At 49.1% G+C, this 16302-nt stretch carries 7 protein-coding genes and 2 pseudogenes; all 9 read left to right on the forward strand.

Annotated elements, in window-relative coordinates; genetic code table 11:
* Nucleotides 1-227: 227 nt before the first annotated feature.
* On the forward strand, nucleotides 228-11636 hold the full coding sequence (locus NXZ84_RS04665) for a golvesin C-terminal-like domain-containing protein (RefSeq protein ID WP_258839109.1): 11409 nt from the start codon (nucleotides 228-230) through the stop codon (nucleotides 11634-11636).
* A gap of 73 nt (nucleotides 11637-11709) precedes the next feature.
* Nucleotides 11710-12303, forward strand: a complete 594-nt coding sequence (locus NXZ84_RS04670; RefSeq protein ID WP_258839110.1) for a hypothetical protein — start codon at nucleotides 11710-11712, stop codon at nucleotides 12301-12303.
* 382 nt (nucleotides 12304-12685) lie between these two features.
* Nucleotides 12686-13054 (forward strand): HINT domain-containing protein, encoded by a 369-nt coding sequence (locus tag NXZ84_RS04675; RefSeq protein WP_258839111.1) that lies wholly within the window; start codon nucleotides 12686-12688, stop codon nucleotides 13052-13054.
* Nucleotides 13055-13154: 100 nt separating this feature from the next.
* Nucleotides 13155-13424 (forward strand): hypothetical protein, encoded by a 270-nt coding sequence (locus NXZ84_RS04680; RefSeq protein WP_258839112.1) that lies wholly within the window; start codon nucleotides 13155-13157, stop codon nucleotides 13422-13424.
* A gap of 88 nt (nucleotides 13425-13512) precedes the next feature.
* Entirely contained in the window at nucleotides 13513-14001 is a 489-nt protein-coding gene (locus NXZ84_RS04685) for an immunity 26/phosphotriesterase HocA family protein (RefSeq protein WP_258839113.1), read from the forward strand.
* 108 nt (nucleotides 14002-14109) lie between these two features.
* Complete coding sequence (locus NXZ84_RS04690) at nucleotides 14110-14298, forward strand: hypothetical protein (RefSeq protein WP_258839114.1); 189 nt, start codon at nucleotides 14110-14112, stop codon at nucleotides 14296-14298.
* Between the two features lie 80 nt (nucleotides 14299-14378).
* Nucleotides 14379-15047 (forward strand): annotated as a pseudogene (locus NXZ84_RS04695) (polymorphic toxin-type HINT domain-containing protein); the annotation flags it as partial.
* A 14-nt stretch (nucleotides 15048-15061) separates the two neighbouring features.
* Nucleotides 15062-15427, forward strand: a complete 366-nt coding sequence (locus NXZ84_RS04700) for an immunity 8 family protein (protein ID WP_258839115.1) — start codon at nucleotides 15062-15064, stop codon at nucleotides 15425-15427.
* Nucleotides 15428-15878: 451 nt separating this feature from the next.
* Nucleotides 15879-16292: pseudogene (locus NXZ84_RS04705) on the forward strand (polymorphic toxin-type HINT domain-containing protein).
* Nucleotides 16293-16302 lie beyond the last annotated feature (10 nt).

Consider the following 16302-nt stretch of genomic DNA (forward strand, 5'->3'; position numbering starts at 1 on the left):
AGAGAGAGGAAACATCAATGTCTAATAAGAGAAAACGACGATGGATACATAAAAGTTTCATGATCTTATTTGTATGTATATTCCTATTTACGAGTGTGGCCCCTGCTCCCGCAGCCTTAGCGGCAGGAAGCGCACCAACATCTACAAACGATGCCTTATTCGGAGGGTCTTGGGCTCACGTATTTAGCTCGGTGTGGCTTCAGACCCGTGCGACTGGCGAAAAGGTGTTGGCGCAAGTAAAAGAAGTTTTTACAACGGAAGAGGAAGAGGATAAGGAGGGTGAAGAACCCACCGATCCGGAGGAGGGAAAGGAGGAAAGCGATGACCCACCTGAGATTGTAAAAGAACGGGAAGAAGAACGCGATGCCCATACGAAAGTGTTTGAGCTCGAGGATGGGCGCATGCAAAAAGAAGTGAGCGCCACCCCGGTTCACTATGAAAATGAGAAAGGGGAGTGGGAAGAGATTCAACTGGGAGTAGAAGCTTCGGATGAGTCCAAGTTTGTCCTCTCGAATGAATCCAATACGTTCCAAACCCACTTTGGCAAAACAGCGGATCAATTGGTGCGTTTTGAACAAGGGGATCATCGGATTGAGATGAAAGCCCTGGAAGCGAGCGATGTGGTTCCAGAAGGAAAAGAGCATCAGGTAGTGTTTAAACAGCTGTGGCAGCAGACCGATCTTTTGTATGACATTGGTCCAGATTCGCTCAAAGAGACGATTCGTATGAATAGTGTCCCGACGAACCCGGTCTATACCTTTGAGTTCACCTTGACAGGACTGTATGCAGAACAAAAAGAAGATGGTGCCATCGCCTTCTTTAGTAAGAAAGATGACACATTGGTCTACATGATACCGAAACCGTTTATGATGGACAGCAAGGAAGATCCAGAGTCTCCCTATGGGTTTTCATACAGTGAAAACGTGACGCAGACGATGGAAGCCGACGGCGATACATTAACGGTGACGTTGGCGGCAGATGAGGAATGGTTACAAGCGGAGGAACGGGTCTATCCGGTCTTGTTGGACCCCACCATTGTCCTTTCACCACCGGAAAAAGAGAGTCAAGATACGTATATTAATAGTGGAAACCCTGATCAGAACTATGATAACACTTGGCAAATGAAGGTGGGAACCAGTAGTGGCGGTTCCAAATACCGGGGACTGGTCCGCTTTAACCTAGACACCATCCCGGAAGGGGAGCGCTTAGATCAAGCGACCCTATCCCTGTATTATGATCAGGATATCTATCTCCCTGAAGGGGGAGATACGTATAGCGTCCCAATCACGGTTCATAAAGTAAAAGAAGCGTGGGATCCCGATTCGGTGACGTGGAAGTACGCAGGCGAAGGAGATAACTGGAAGGATGGCGGGGCTTATGACGCGACGGCCCTCGATCAGGAAACGAAACAGGTTGGGCACACCAATCGCTGGCACCGCTTTAATGTCACCTCCACCGTTCAGTCGTGGTTAAACAAAAGCAGTAAAAACTATGGGTTTTTGCTCAAAGCGAAAACGGAGTCCAACAATCATGGGGGCACGGTTTACGTCACAAGTGAACTCTATGATCCGACGATCCCCGTGCGACCGAAACTGACCCTGATCTATGGTCAACCCAGTGTCACAGTGAAAGAACCACAAAAGATTCATAGCACAGGGGCAGAACTGGAGTGGTCCAAGTTTGCTGATGGGGAGGAGTTTGTGGAGTACCAGGTGCACCGCAGTACCGATCAGCAGTTTGTTCCCGATGCGTCTACGCTCGTCACTCCGATTGATGACCGCTTCGATATTCGCTTTACGGATACTACCGTGGAGCCCACCCCCATCGAAGATGAGAACCGTGTCGGTCAAATCTACTACTATATGGTGGCCGTGAAGACGAAAGATGGAAAATTGCATCCTTCCAGCACCGTAATGGCACAACTACCGAAAGCGGGACTTACACGCGTCTTGGTGCGGGGTGCGGAAGATACAACCCTATCGAGTAAAAAGTCGAGTACGAACTTGAACGATATTGAGCGCTACCCTTGGCTTCAAGTGGGCATTAAGGGGAACGAATATGGAACGACCCGCTCCGTGTTTGATTTTGACCTTAGTATGATCCCAGAAGATGCGCAAGTGTTTGATGCCCAGTTTCAGGTATGGGCATGGTACATGTGGCGTCCTCAAGGGGTGACGGGAAAAGCCAAATATCGACTGCATGAGTTGACTCACCGTTTTGATGAGTCCAGTGCGACCTGGAAAATAGCGGCCAATGGAGATAACTGGACTGATGGTGGACAATATGACTCTACCGTCCTGGACGAAATCTCGGAAATATCGAATGACTCGCGCTGGCGAACGTTTGATGTGACCGGAGTTGTAGGGGATTGGGTTACAGGCAAAAAGAAAGAGTATGGTTTTATACTCAAGCAAGCCGATGAGGGCAGTGAGAAGAATAGTGAACGAACCTTGTTCCTCAATAGCGAGGCACAAGAAACGTCCCTCCGTCCAACCCTTGAAGTGATCTACACTACACCGACGACGGAAAGCACCTATCATACGACGGATACCCCACAGGTGATGGAGGGCGGGGAAACATATGACATCGATATCACCCTCACCAACACGACAGATCGTATCTGGAAACAAGGGGAGCAATCGGTGGCCTATCGCTGGGCCGACCTACAGACGCCGCAAGGAACCGATCGCGTCAATCTCCCTAAAGACGTGAAGCCGGGAGAGACGATTCGCTTGAAAGCGGAAGTGCATGCGCCGCAGTTGAAAGGAAAGGGCGCGTACCGCGAATCCCGGATGATCGAGTGGGACCTGATCGACCACAACGGGAAGTGGCTGTCCGAGCATGCCCAAGGCATCCCTGCTCTGCAACAGGCGATTGTTGTGGAATCGAAGCCCGACGCCAAAAAGCTGGGTTTTGAACCGGATCGCGGCCTGATCACCGAGCCGACGGGAGCGGGTACCGCCTTGACGGCCAACCTGTTTGAAGGCAACACGATGTTTGACTATACCCCGTTTGCCAATCCTTCCCGCGGTTTTGCCACGGCTCCGCAGATGACCTATAACAGCCGCGACTTCTCTGACTCGCTCGTCGGACCCGGCTGGTCGTTTGCCTTGACCAACATGATGCGCCTGGGCACGCCGTCCAACAGTAAAGGCGTGAAGATGGTGAACGGCAAGATCGAATCAGGCAAAGTGTTTATGATTGACGGGGACGGTACCCAGTATTCGTTCACCTACGATAAAGGGAAGAAGAAATTCGTCGGCCCCAAAGGCATTCATTTGAGCCTGAAGCTGCATTCGACGAAGGACAAAGCCCGCATGTGGAAGATTACCGCCAAGGACGGTTCCAAGTATTACTTCGACGACAAAGGCTACGTGAGTGAAACGACCGATCGCAACGGCATCAAGATGACATATACGTACGAAAGTCGCCGCATCGGCAACCACAATGTGAAATTGCTGCGCTACTTAACCGATACGGAAGGGCGCCGCACCATCAAAGTGGAGTACTACAGTAGCAAGGAAACCAGCAACCTGAAAATCCAACAGCAAGTGAAGCGCCTCACGGATATTTCGGGCTACAAAGTGGAATTTGCCTATGATCACGAAGGGCGCCTCACCCAGATTACGGAAGGGGCAGGATCGAAAGAGGAGCGTAAGTACCAGTTATCGTATGAGTTTAACCTCTTACGCACCATTACCGACCCCAAAGGGAACACCACCAAAGCGTATTATGACGATGGCGGACATTTGACGAAAATCATTGATCGCCAAGGGGAAGAGACAACGATTCATTACCGCACCACCCTCGATGACAAGGAACAGCCGGTCACCTTGGTGACCGATCCGATGGGCCGCCAGATGGCGACCACCTTTAACGATCAAGGCAAGCCCATCGAAGTGGTGAATGCCAACAACGAAAAAACCCGCTATGAGTGGGACGATGAGCTAAATCTCGTCAAACAGATCGCCCCCAATGATGCGACGGCGACCTGGACCTACGATGACAACGGCAATGTGCTCACCTACAAGAGCCCCCTCTACCACCAGCAGCAACAAGCGCAGCAGCAAGCCGCGGAAGAGGCCAATGTGCTGGAGAAGTTGTGGGACAAGGTGACGGGAGCAGTAGAGAAAGCGCCTCTCGTCGGCACAGCGGGAACAACAGGCAAAGGCTACACGCAATACGCCTATGACTACCGCGAAGAGGGGCAAGTGGCCGACTTGGTGCAATCCGTCTCACCGGAAGGACGGGTTACCACCTATGAATACAACGATGAAGGCCATTTGCTCAAGGTACATGCCCCACAAGGCAATACCCTCTCCTCTTATGACGACGCGAAGAAGCGCTACCGCGTCGAGACGAGCGGAAACTATACCACCACCTATACGTACCACAAGGGCGGGCTCGGTCTACTGGAATCGGTCAAAGATGCCAAAGGGCGCGTCAGTCGCTATACCGATTACGATGCCAATGGACAACCGCAAACGATCACCGATCCGGCGGGCAATGTGACCCGTCTCCACTACGGGAAACGCGGGGAAGTGTTGCAAGTGACCGATGCGCTCGGCAACACCAGCACCTACACCTACGACACCTTCCTGCGTCCCTTGACGAGTAAGGTGCCTAAGGATGCGAGCGCCGGGGAGTATATCACGATTCCGGCACCGGTTTATGACGAGAACGATAACATTGTCAAAGCCGTCTCGCCCAACGGAGCCCACGTGACCTACACGTACAACAAGAACGATTGGGTTACGTCCGCTACCCTTCCCAAGGATAGCGAAAAGGGACCGATACGGAAAATCACGTATCAATATGATAAGATGGGCAACCTGATCCGTGAGACCCAGCCGAAGGGGAATCACCAAGAAGGGGTGATCACCCTCGATAACCGGGATGACGCTCATATAGCCAGTGGCATTTGGGGAACATCTACCAACATGCCAGGGTATCGCGGGGAGGATTACCAGTACAACCGTGTGGGCGGTGGGGACACCTTCACGTGGAACTTTCAGCTTCCCGAGGACGGAGAGTACCGCGTCTCGGTCAACTATGCCCAAGCGCGGGATCGCGCCATCGATGCTCCGTACACGTTGAAAACAAAGGATGGCGACGTGACCAAACGGGTGGATCAAACCACCAATGGCGGCACCTGGGTGGACCTTGGTATTCATCCATTTGCCAGCGGAGCCAACCAGATTGTGCAATCCGACGATGCCAGTGAAGGCACTTACGTGATTGCCGATGCGATTCGCATCGAAAAAGTGAACGAAGGCGAAGAGAAAAAAGAGACAGCAGATGGCAGCACCCAGTATATTTACGATCGCCTCAACCGCGTGCAAGCCGTGGTCAATAGTCAAGGTCACCGCGTGACGTATGAGTATGACCAGGTTGGAAACGTCACCCAGGTGACCGAACCGAAGGGAGTCGCCAGCGACGATCCCGATGATTATCGCACGACCTACGAGTACGATGTGAATGGACGCGCGATCAAGGAAACGGATGCGCTCGGAAATAGCATTGCCTTTGCGTACAGCCCCGATGGACTGCTTACGCGCGTCACGGACGAAGAGGGAAATGTGACGACCGCCAGCTATGATCAGAACGGCAACCTGATCGAAATGCGGACGCCGCATGACGACGGGGAAAACGTGACCCAGTATGTGTATGATCAGGTGGGCAACTTGACGGAGACAATCACCCCCCGGGGCGTCGCCACGAGTGCCAAGGGCGACTATACGCACAAGACGATCTACGATGAGCTGGATCGCGTCAAAGAAGTGATCTATCCACGGGATCCCAACAGCCAAGATCCACGCGAGCGAGAAGAGCAGAAGCTTTCGTATGAGTACGATCCGCTCAGCCGGATCACGGACATCATCGCACCGGCATCCGAAGGACAAGCCCTTCGGAACCAAACGAAGCTGACGTACTTCGATAACGGCTGGATCAAAGAAACCACCGATCCCCATCAGATCAAAACGCGCTATCAGTATAACGACTTGGGTCAAACCACCCAGCGCACCTTGCTCGGTGAAGATGGCACGAAGACCCGGGAGATGACCTGGGACTACTTCCCGGATGGCAAGGTGAAAAAAGAAGTGGATATCGGGGAAAACCGCGATATCGTGGTGGTCGAATCGACCGATTCCAAGGTGGAAGTGGACGGGATTTGGAATAAATCCGGGGTATGTACGTGGGACGTATCCTCTTTCCAAGATGGAACCACCAATGACGATGCCGAAATCTACCTCACCTCGACGGATCCCGTGCGTCAATCCTCCGTCACCTTTTATCAAAAAGAGGGTGGGGAGTGGAAAGAGATTGGCGAGGATCCCGCGTTTGTCGAGAAAAGCCGTGTGGTTCCCGCTAGAGGCGAAGTCAAAGCCGTGATCAAAGGGCCGGCGAGGGGTCAGGTGACCTATGAGATGCATGAATATGACCCGGATAATCCGGATGAATATATCGGGAAATGTACCGTCGATACCTCCCTGCGCAACGTAGCGGGAGATGGGAATCAAAGCTTTACCTGGAACGTGACCCCCCCTCAAGATGGCGAGTACGATGTGTATGCTCAGTATGTATCCGGTTCGGATCGCGCCACCGATGCGCCGTATACGATCCACTTTGAAGGCGGCACCGATGTGAAGAAGGTGAACCAACAAGAAAGCGGAAGTCAGTGGGTGTGGTTGGGGACGTACCCGTTCCGCGCCGGTAGCGGTGGGAAAGTCACCCTGACCGACCGTGCGAACGGCACCGTGAGTGCCGACAGCGTACGCTTGGTGCGTCGTGGTGAGAAAGAAGCGCGTTTCGTCGATGAGGACGAAGACGAAGGAGAAGCCGTCGATGCGACTACCCAGCTGGAGAAGCTGACCACCACCTGTACGTGGAAAGACGCAGGAGCGTATGCTGATGGCCCGAAAGAAGATCCGGTCCACATGGCGGAGCTCTACCTGAAAAAAGATCAAGCGGATGGCAAAGAGAGCCACGCGGTCTTTTATCGTGGGGACAAGGGCAAGTGGACGAAGCTGGGCGAAGACACGTTTACCGAGCAAAGCGCGATCGTCTCCTTCCCCGAAACCGGGGAGCTGAAGGTGGAGATTACCCAGCCCGTGGGCGGGGAATCCACTTTCCACTTGCAAGAGTATGATCCCGATGATAACGGAGAGAATCCCGATGAGTATGTGGGGGTCTGCTACGCCGATACCAAAGAGCCGGAGCAGAAGTGGACCTTTAGCGACGAGATTACGAGCGTATGGATCGTCGACGATGCGGATGCGTTTAAAGACGGAACCAATGGACAAGCCGAATTCTTCCTCAAAAAATCGAGGTATGATGGCAAGAAGACGAAAGCGGTCTTTTATGAAGGAAGGGACGGCAACTGGAAGAAGATTGGCGAAGATGACGGGTTTACTCTAAAGAGCAGCAGCGTCAACTATACTCCCGGTGGGAAATTGAAAATCGTGGTGACGCAACCGCTCGGAGGCGTCTCCTCCCTGAACCTGTATGAAGATGACACCGAAGGCCTGGAGGATGTGCATGTAGCAAGCCATGCTCTTCCGACCGTTCTGGGGGATGGCTTCCGGTGGAAAGGACGCGGCACCGGTGAAGGCACCTTCACCTGGAAGCTGAAGACCGAAGAAAGTGGGGAGTACACCGTCTACGCGCACGCAGCGGGCGGACCGACCAGTGCCACCAATGCGCCTTATACCATTCATCACGCCGATGGCAAGACCGAAAAGCGGGTCAATCAACAAGCGTACGCTGGCGAATGGGTGAAATTGGGGACCTATCGTTTTGATGCAGGCACGTCTTATCCGCTCGTTCTCTCGGATGAGGCCAATGGCAAGGTAAGCGCAGACGGCATCAAGATGGTGTGGGCCGGCCCGACCGGGGCGGTGATCGACAACACCGACGATGCACACGTAAAAGCGGAAGGCGACTGGACGGAGCGTGACGACGTCACCACCGAGTGTACGTGGGACGGGATCGACGCCTACCATGATGGCACCGCACCGCCACTGAAAGCGGAACTCTACCTGGAGAAGGATCAAGCGGACGGCCAATCGACTTCCGTCACCTTCTATGATCGCTCTGGGGATGAATGGAAGAAGATCGGAGAAGATCCGGACTTCCTCGAGAAAAGCGCCGTAGCTAGTTCAGAAGGCAAGGAAGCCAAAGCGGAGATCACCCATGCCGTGGACTCCACCTCGACCTATCACTTGATGGAGTACGATCCGGATGATCCGGTCGAAAACGAAGATGAACACATCGGCTCCTGTGATGCCCAGCGCCCGGAAGGGGAGAACTATGCGCAGGTGGAAAAAGGGGATGGCAGCTCCACCTTCACGTGGAACCTGGATCTGAAACAAAATGGCGCCTACGCCATCTATGTGAAAGGTCTGAAACACAGCGCCTACGCGACGGACGCACCGTACACCATTCATCACGAGAGCGGCACCGATACCGTCAACGTGAACCAACGGGAGCGGGGCGACGAATGGACCCTCCTTGGCACCTATCCTTTCCAGAAAGGAGAAAATCCGCGGGTCGTCTTATCCAACAAAGCCAATGGCACCGTTGTGGCAGACAGCCTGAAGATCGTGAAAGCCGAGCCACGCGAACTCGTCTTTGACAATGCCGAGGCATCCGCGAACGCGGGCGGAAGTGGCTGGACCACCTCCAGCAACGTGCCGGGCTACTATGGCAAGGATTATCTTTGGAACGAAGAAGGCTCGGGAGCCGATACCATTACCTGGAACCTGGATATCCCGAAAACGATGGAGTACACGGTGTATGCACGCTACTTGTCGTATAAAGATCGCGCCTCGGATGCGCCTTATACCATCTATCACGCGGATGGGAAGAAGACGGTAGACGTCAACCAACAAGAGCGCGGCAGTGAATGGGTGGAGCTAGGTACCTATTCGTTCGACAAAGGAAGCGGCCAGAAGGTCGTCTTGACCGACAAAGCCGATGGCGTCGTCATCGCCGATAGCATCAAGCTAGTGGAGAAGGCGCCGATGAAGACGGATAAGAAAACCTTCACCTACGATTACGACCTGAACGGCAACCTGACGGAGCTGGAAAGTCAGACGCCAGAAGCGGCAGAAGCCTACCGAATCGACTATAACGACCTCGGTCAAGTGGAAGCCCTGCAAAAAGTGGTGGGCGATCAGGTGCAGCAGACGGTCGGGTATGCCTATGATGTCAACGGTAACTTAACCAAGCGCGCGTATGGAGGCACCACGCAGACATACACCTATACCGAGCGCAACATGCTACAAGCGATCCAGGAACAAGGCAACGAGAGCGCCGACCCTCGCACGTGGTCGTATGCCTACACCAAGCGGGGGCAAGTGAAGCAGACGAACGAGCCCAACGGCAACGTCACGCGCTTTGAGCACTACGCCGACGGCCTACTCAAAGCGAAGACCACGACCAAGGGCGATGGCACCGTGCTCAACCAGCACGAGCTCACCTACAACGAGAACGGTCACCGCATCGAAGAAGCCTTACAACTGCTGGACGCCGACGGGAACAAGGTGGAGAGCAACACGAAGTACGAATACGATCCCCGTGATCGCGTCACCTCGATGGTAAAAACGGGCGACAACCCGCTCACCGAGTCGGTGGTGTTAGATGCCAACAGCAACATCGTTTCCCACACGCAAGATGGGAAAACGAAAACCTACACCTATGACCGCAATCGTATGATGACGCAGACCGCGGAGGGGAAGACCCAGCAGTACGACTACGACACCACCGGTCGCCTGCACACGGTTACCCAAGGGAAGCAGGTGGAAGAAAGCTACGCCTATGATGGCTTTGACCGCCTGAAGGAACACACCAAGCTTCAAGAAGATGGTACGCTGAACACATCTCAGTATACGTACGATGCGTTTGACCGGACAATGAGTAAAACCGGCAATGCAGGGACGGCAGAGGAGACAACCACCGACTTCCACTACCTGGGCTTGTCGGAGGAGATACTAAGCGAAGAAGTGGCCGGCAAGATTACGCGCTCCTACACGTACGCTCCCTGGGGACAGCGTCTCTCCATGACGCATCATGAAAAAGGAGAAACCTCCTACTACGGCACCAACACCCGCGGCGACGTGGAGATGTTGTATGATGAGAAGGGGAACGTCCGCGGCACCTACGGCTACACGATGTACGGCGAAGACCAACAAAGCGCCTTCACCGGAGTAGACCAACCGGGGAATGCCCTGTACAACCCGTATCGTTACACCCAAAAACGCTGGGACGCAGATACCAACAGCTACGACCAGGGTTTCCGGAATTACAACCCAAGTCTAGGCCGCTTCCACACACGGGATATGTATAGCGACGCGGCACAGGATATGGGACTGGCGATGGGTTTAGCGACAAACAGTCGCTACGCATTCGCAGGAGGTAATCCGGTATCGTATAGCGAATTGGATGGTCATATTCCGGTAAAAGAAGATACCAGGACGGCGATGAAGGATATCCAGGATGCAGGGTTTGACTATTCTCCAAGCAAGGGATTAACGCCAAAGCCAAATCCAAAGCCTAGGACAAAGCCGAAACCGAAACCATCTCCATCAACGAGCAGCAAATCGAGCAAACCATGTTATCAGAGTAAAACTAACTATGGTTGTGGTAGCACTAAGCCAAATGCAGCTGACAAAGTCATTATTGGAATGGGTACGCAGTTTGCCGATGGAGTGACCGGATTATGGGCTTGTGGTAGTGACGTGGCAGGTTGCTATAGTAGCACGGCTGATTTTTACAAGTTGGCATGGAATGATCCTACAGCAGCAGTAAGTCAGACTTGGAATGGTTCTGGGATTGTAGAAGACTGGCGAGATGGCAATTATGGAGGTTCTATTGGAAGAACGATAACTTCAGCATTACCATTAGTAGCAGCCCGCAAGGCATTGAAAACACCTGAAATGTGTTTTGTTGCTGGGACATTGATTCTTACCTCAGATGGTGAAAAGCCCATCGAAGAAATCGAAGTCGGGGATAAAGTTCTCTCCAAAAACGAGAAAACAGGAGAGATGGAATACAAAGAAGTCACCCAACTCTTCCAGCGTGAAGTGGACGAGATTTACGAAGTTCATGTTGATGGAGAAATGATTGAAACCACGGATGAACATCCTTTCTGGGTGAAAGGTCAAGGCTGGATGAGTGCACAAGATCTCCAGACAGGAGATGAGCTGGAAACCAGTGAAGGTGATTTCCTTTCAGTGGAGAAAGTAATCCGTAAGAAGCAGGAAAACCCCGTCAAGGTGTACAACTTTGAGGTAGCGGATTTCCACACGTATTTTGTTTCGGATCTGCATGTATTTGTGCATAACAAGTGTGTAGTAGGTGATAAAGATGCATTTGTTCCGGAAGAACATTGGGAGAAAAAAGCTGAGCACTTTGGGACACCAGGAACCCAGTATGACCACTACAGGTATTACAAAGGTAAGTGGGAAGAATCTAGAGTCATTTATGACTTTGCAGGTAGACAACAATATAGAGTAGATCTTGCCGATCACAGCATGCCTGAATCACATTCTATTCCTCATTTACATGAATACAAGTATGATGATCCGGGATATGGAATAAAAGGAAAAGAGTTCGTTTATAATTTCTGGGAATAATCATTGCAAGCAACCTGTCATAAAACACACATGACAGGTTGCTAATCAAATCGTAATAGGAGTCGTTATAACAATGGAAAATTTTTTGGATGTTAAACCCCTCGATTGCTTTGTAGATGTAGACTCACAAGAAAAACTTGATGACTTCTTTAAATTAACACATAATCTTCATGATGGCTTAATTAAAGAGATGCATATCATAAATGAAGCCTATGTAGATAGTGATCTGTCAATGTCGGCTGATTTCCAATATAACCTCAGGATTCTCATTCAAAAGCAATGGAAAAATCCATCTGCGATAGAGATATTACTTGGGAACGTTAGCAAATTAGATTTGGTGGAGTCCAACTATTTGTCTAATGCATTTGGTGAATACAAGGAAAATAAGATGAATGGGAAAAAAACTATTAAACTCGATTTTGATTGTAATAGAATAACTTGTTCAAGGATGCTATATCGTGATGCTTCCAATTGGATGGGTAGAGAGAGTCGCTTTGGAGAAGAAATTGTTCTATCCTCTCTAATGCCTGTAGAAGATTTAGGAGAGGGATGGTACATGTGTACAAATTGCACACATACTTGGAAGCCAAATAATCGATTAATCAAACGTTGCCCAAATTGTGGGGGTAAGAACAGTGGATATGGATGGATAAGTAGCCCGAGTTAGATATATATCTAAATAATGTGGACGTTTTGGCTTAAGTCTGACTATAAACTCTAATTATTTGACCGCTTTTGACCGCTATACCAGAAAAACAGTGCTATCATGGTTGTGAGGTAGTTCATGGAGCTGAAACAGGACAATACTTATAAGGAATATTCCAGTTGAACCGACCGACATGTTGTCAGTCAGTTAGCTGTTCACAGGCACCCGAAAGGGTGTTTTTGTTTGGAATAAAAAGGGGAGGGTCAACCGTCCACAATGAATAAAGAGGGTGTCCACCTGTGAAGAAACCACTACCGTTCTACAATAGCAAGGAGTGGAAGAAGGCACGTGAGTCGGTTCTGATACGTGGCAACTACCTGTATTAGTAGCAGCCCGGAAGTTATTGAAAACACCTGAAATGTGTTTTGTTGCTGGGACATTGATTCTTACCTCTGAAGGCGAAAAGCCCTTCGGAGAAATCGAAATTGGGGATAAAATTCTCTCCAAAAATGAGAAAGTAGGAGAGATGGAATACAAAGAAGTCACCCAACTCTTCCAGCGTGAAGTGGATGAGATATACGAAGTTCATGTAGATGGAGAGGCCATTGAAACCACGGAAGAGCATCCTTTCTGGGTAAAAGGTCAAGGCTGGGTGAGTGCACATGACCTTCAGTCAGGAGATGAGCTGGCAACTAGTGAAGGTGAATTTCTTTCAGTAGAGAAAGTAATCCGTAAGAAGCAGGAAAAACCCCGTCAAGGTGTACAACTTTGAGGTAGTGGATTTCCATACGTATTTTGTTTCGAATCTGCATGTATTTGTGCATAATCAGTGTGTATTAGATAAAGGGGCTCCAACTCATGTATACTTGGGTTTGAAAAATGGAGAAATTACTTATGTGGGAATTGCTAAAGATCCAGCCAAACGTGCTCAACAGCATGGAGATAGATTTGATTTGTTAACATCAATTACTACTGAACCATTGAGTAGAAGGAGGGCTCGAGCAATTGAACAGTCATTCATCAATGATAATCCTCACTTCTCGATTAAAATTAATAGCACCAGCCTGAGAAGATCATGGTATGATGATGCAGTTGAATGGGGAGATAATTGGAGAAGGAAAAATGGGTATAAGACAGATTAAGAGTTACAACGTAGTTATGTAATAAAAGGTTAGGGGATGACATATTTATCCCCTACTTCCTGTTAATAATGAAAAGGGGTTATAACTCATGGATCATTTGGTTAAGATGATTCCCTCAAGAAAAAGACCAAAGAGAGGGGACGTGTTTGTTATTCAGCCGAAAGAAGGCATCTATGCTTTTGGGCTTGTTGTTCGTATTAAGATTCCAAGTGAAAATTTGATGATTAATGGTATGAGCCTTGTATATGTATACAAGTTTCTTTCATTAAAAAAGGAAGTTCCAAAGGATCTGATGTCGCAAGATCTCCTTTTTCCACCCCAAATTATTAACAACCAAGGATGGTTAAAGGGTTACTTTCAAACAATAGGGTTCTTGGATATAACTGAATTTATGAAAAGAGATTATGGTTTTTGGGATATTACTATAAAGAAAATAGTCGATGAAGAAGGAAATCCAATAAATCATAAACCTAAATATATCGGTGATTATGGAGTCGGAAGCTATGGATCGATTTCATATGATGTGAAGCGTGCTTTAGATGAATTTCCTGAGTTGTTAGAGGGAATTAAGGGATAATTTTCGCATTGTTACTCAAATATATGTGGATCGGCTATAGTAGATTGGACCGGAAAATTAAGGTCGAGTTTGACCGGGAACAATGAAGGGAGTAAACTGTACAGGCTTATGAGTGTAGTCCAGAAGAGTAGAGTGAGGGGAATTAAATCCTTGCTCTACTCTTCGTTTATTCAATTCAGCGCTATGACGCCTACGGGCCGTACCCTGAGCAAAACGGGCAACGCAGGCATGGAAACGGAAGAGACAACCGCCTTCGCTTACTTGAGTCGTAAGCGTAAAATAACCCCCACCTGTTAGTCCGATGGGGGTTGAAGTATGCTTTAATTATCCTTCTTGATACGTAGGATGTCGGGTAGGGCAGGCGACTTGCAGAGGGCGAAAAACCCATTGAAGAGGTCGAAGTGGGGGACAAAGTTTTCTCCAAAAACGAGAAAACAGGAGAGATGGAATACAAAGAAGTCACCCAACTCTTCCAGCGTGAAGTGGACGAGATTTACGAAGTTCATGTCGATGGAGAAATGATTGAAACCACGGATGAACATCCTTTCTGGGTGAAGAGTAGAGGATGGACGAAAGCGAAGAATCTCCAGTCAGGAGATGAGCTAGAAACCAGTGAGGGAGAAATTCTTCCGGTTGAGCAGGTGGTTCGCAAGAAGAAGGAAAACCCCGTCACAGTGTATAACTTTGAGGTAGCGGATTTCCACACGTATTTTGTTTTGGATATGCACATCTTTGTGCATAACAAGTGTGTAGACGAAGCGAAAATGAGTGGTCAATTACGTGAAGCAGCGGCAGATAAGGGGAATTTTGGAATTGGTGAAGGCAGTTCTAATGAAGCTGATTTGATGGGTAAAGCATGGGTTGGCCCTGGATATAAAATAGCTAGTGATGGTAAAACTCATGTGAGTTTGGATGGTATGAGGCAGTATCGTCCACCAAGTTTTAAACCAAGACTAGGCATATATCAAGCAAATTTTGAACAGCGATTTGAAGGGCAGAAGAGCAAAGGATGGCAATCTAATGCACACCTATATATACAAGACTAGGAGGTAATGCTAGTATGAACGCGGAGCTGAAAGGTTTCTACTCGACTGATGTGGATGATGTTTTGAACTTCATGCCTCTTAATGAGGAGGAGTTCTCCTTTTCTCTTCAATTGCTGGTGGGTCCAAAAGGTATGGATGGAGAAGAGTCATTTGAGGTTGAAGTCTGTACTCCAAAATGGATTCTTAGAGAATACGATCGCAGTGAAGTAGTTATGGGGAGACATCGCTTGATCATGGCTAAGTATGACTTCGAAAGGTTGATGGGGTTTATAGAAAAATATATCAGCAGTTGTACAGGGGATAACTGGGAAGAAGTGGCGGGTAAATTGAGTCGGTTGGGTAGGTGGGAGTTTGAAGATTATATAGATAAGCATATATAGGTGAGTAAAAAAATTGTAAATTCTATCGAAGTGAATTTTAGATATTAGGGGAGTGAGTTCCCCCCATTGAATATAGGAATCACGCCTATTAAAATGGTCCTTCGTCATCTTGCATGAATTGAAGGAGATCAACGTATTCGTAGCAGGAGTTCGATGTCTGAAGTATGTTCTTTTTTCTTATGTAGGGTGCTAGTAGACTATATTTTGATGATATAGCAAATCCCTGTTTCTCTAAAACGCTCAAGTGCTACTTGGGTTAAAAGTTAAGAGGAACAGGGATTTATTTTTGCGAGATGACTGAATACTACCTGGAGCAGGATGAGGAGTAATAGGCAGGCACAAAGTGGCCTGAAAATGGTTCGAATAGATACACCTTCTAGTGTGTGCTTTTTCTTTGTACCGAAGATTTTCACTTCAGAAGGCGAAAAACCCATTGAAGGGGTCGAAGTGGATGAAAAAGTTCTCTCTAAGAACCGGAGAGACGGAATACAAGAAAGTCACCCAACTCTTCCAGCGTGAAATGGACGAGATTTACAAAGTCCATGTCGATGGAGAGATGATTGAAACCACGGATGAACATCCTTTCTGGGTGAAGGGTAAAGGATGGATGAAAGCTAAAGACCTTGAAGCGTGAGATGAGTTGGAGACCAGTGATGGAGAGATTCTTCCGGTTGAACAAGTGGTTCGCAAGAAGAAGGAAAACCCCGTCAAGGTGTACAACTTTGAGGTAGCGGATTTCCACACGTATTTTGTTTCGAATATGCACATCTTTGTGCATAACAAGTGTGTAGACGATTTATCAGTAGGTGATAAAGATGCATTGGACGTTTCCAAAGTAATCTTGAGTAGGGTCATTACACATTAAATTCAATAAC

This window comes from Mechercharimyces sp. CAU 1602, from assembly GCF_024753565.1.
In the GTDB taxonomy this organism is placed as follows: domain Bacteria; phylum Bacillota; class Bacilli; order Thermoactinomycetales; family JANTPT01; genus Mechercharimyces.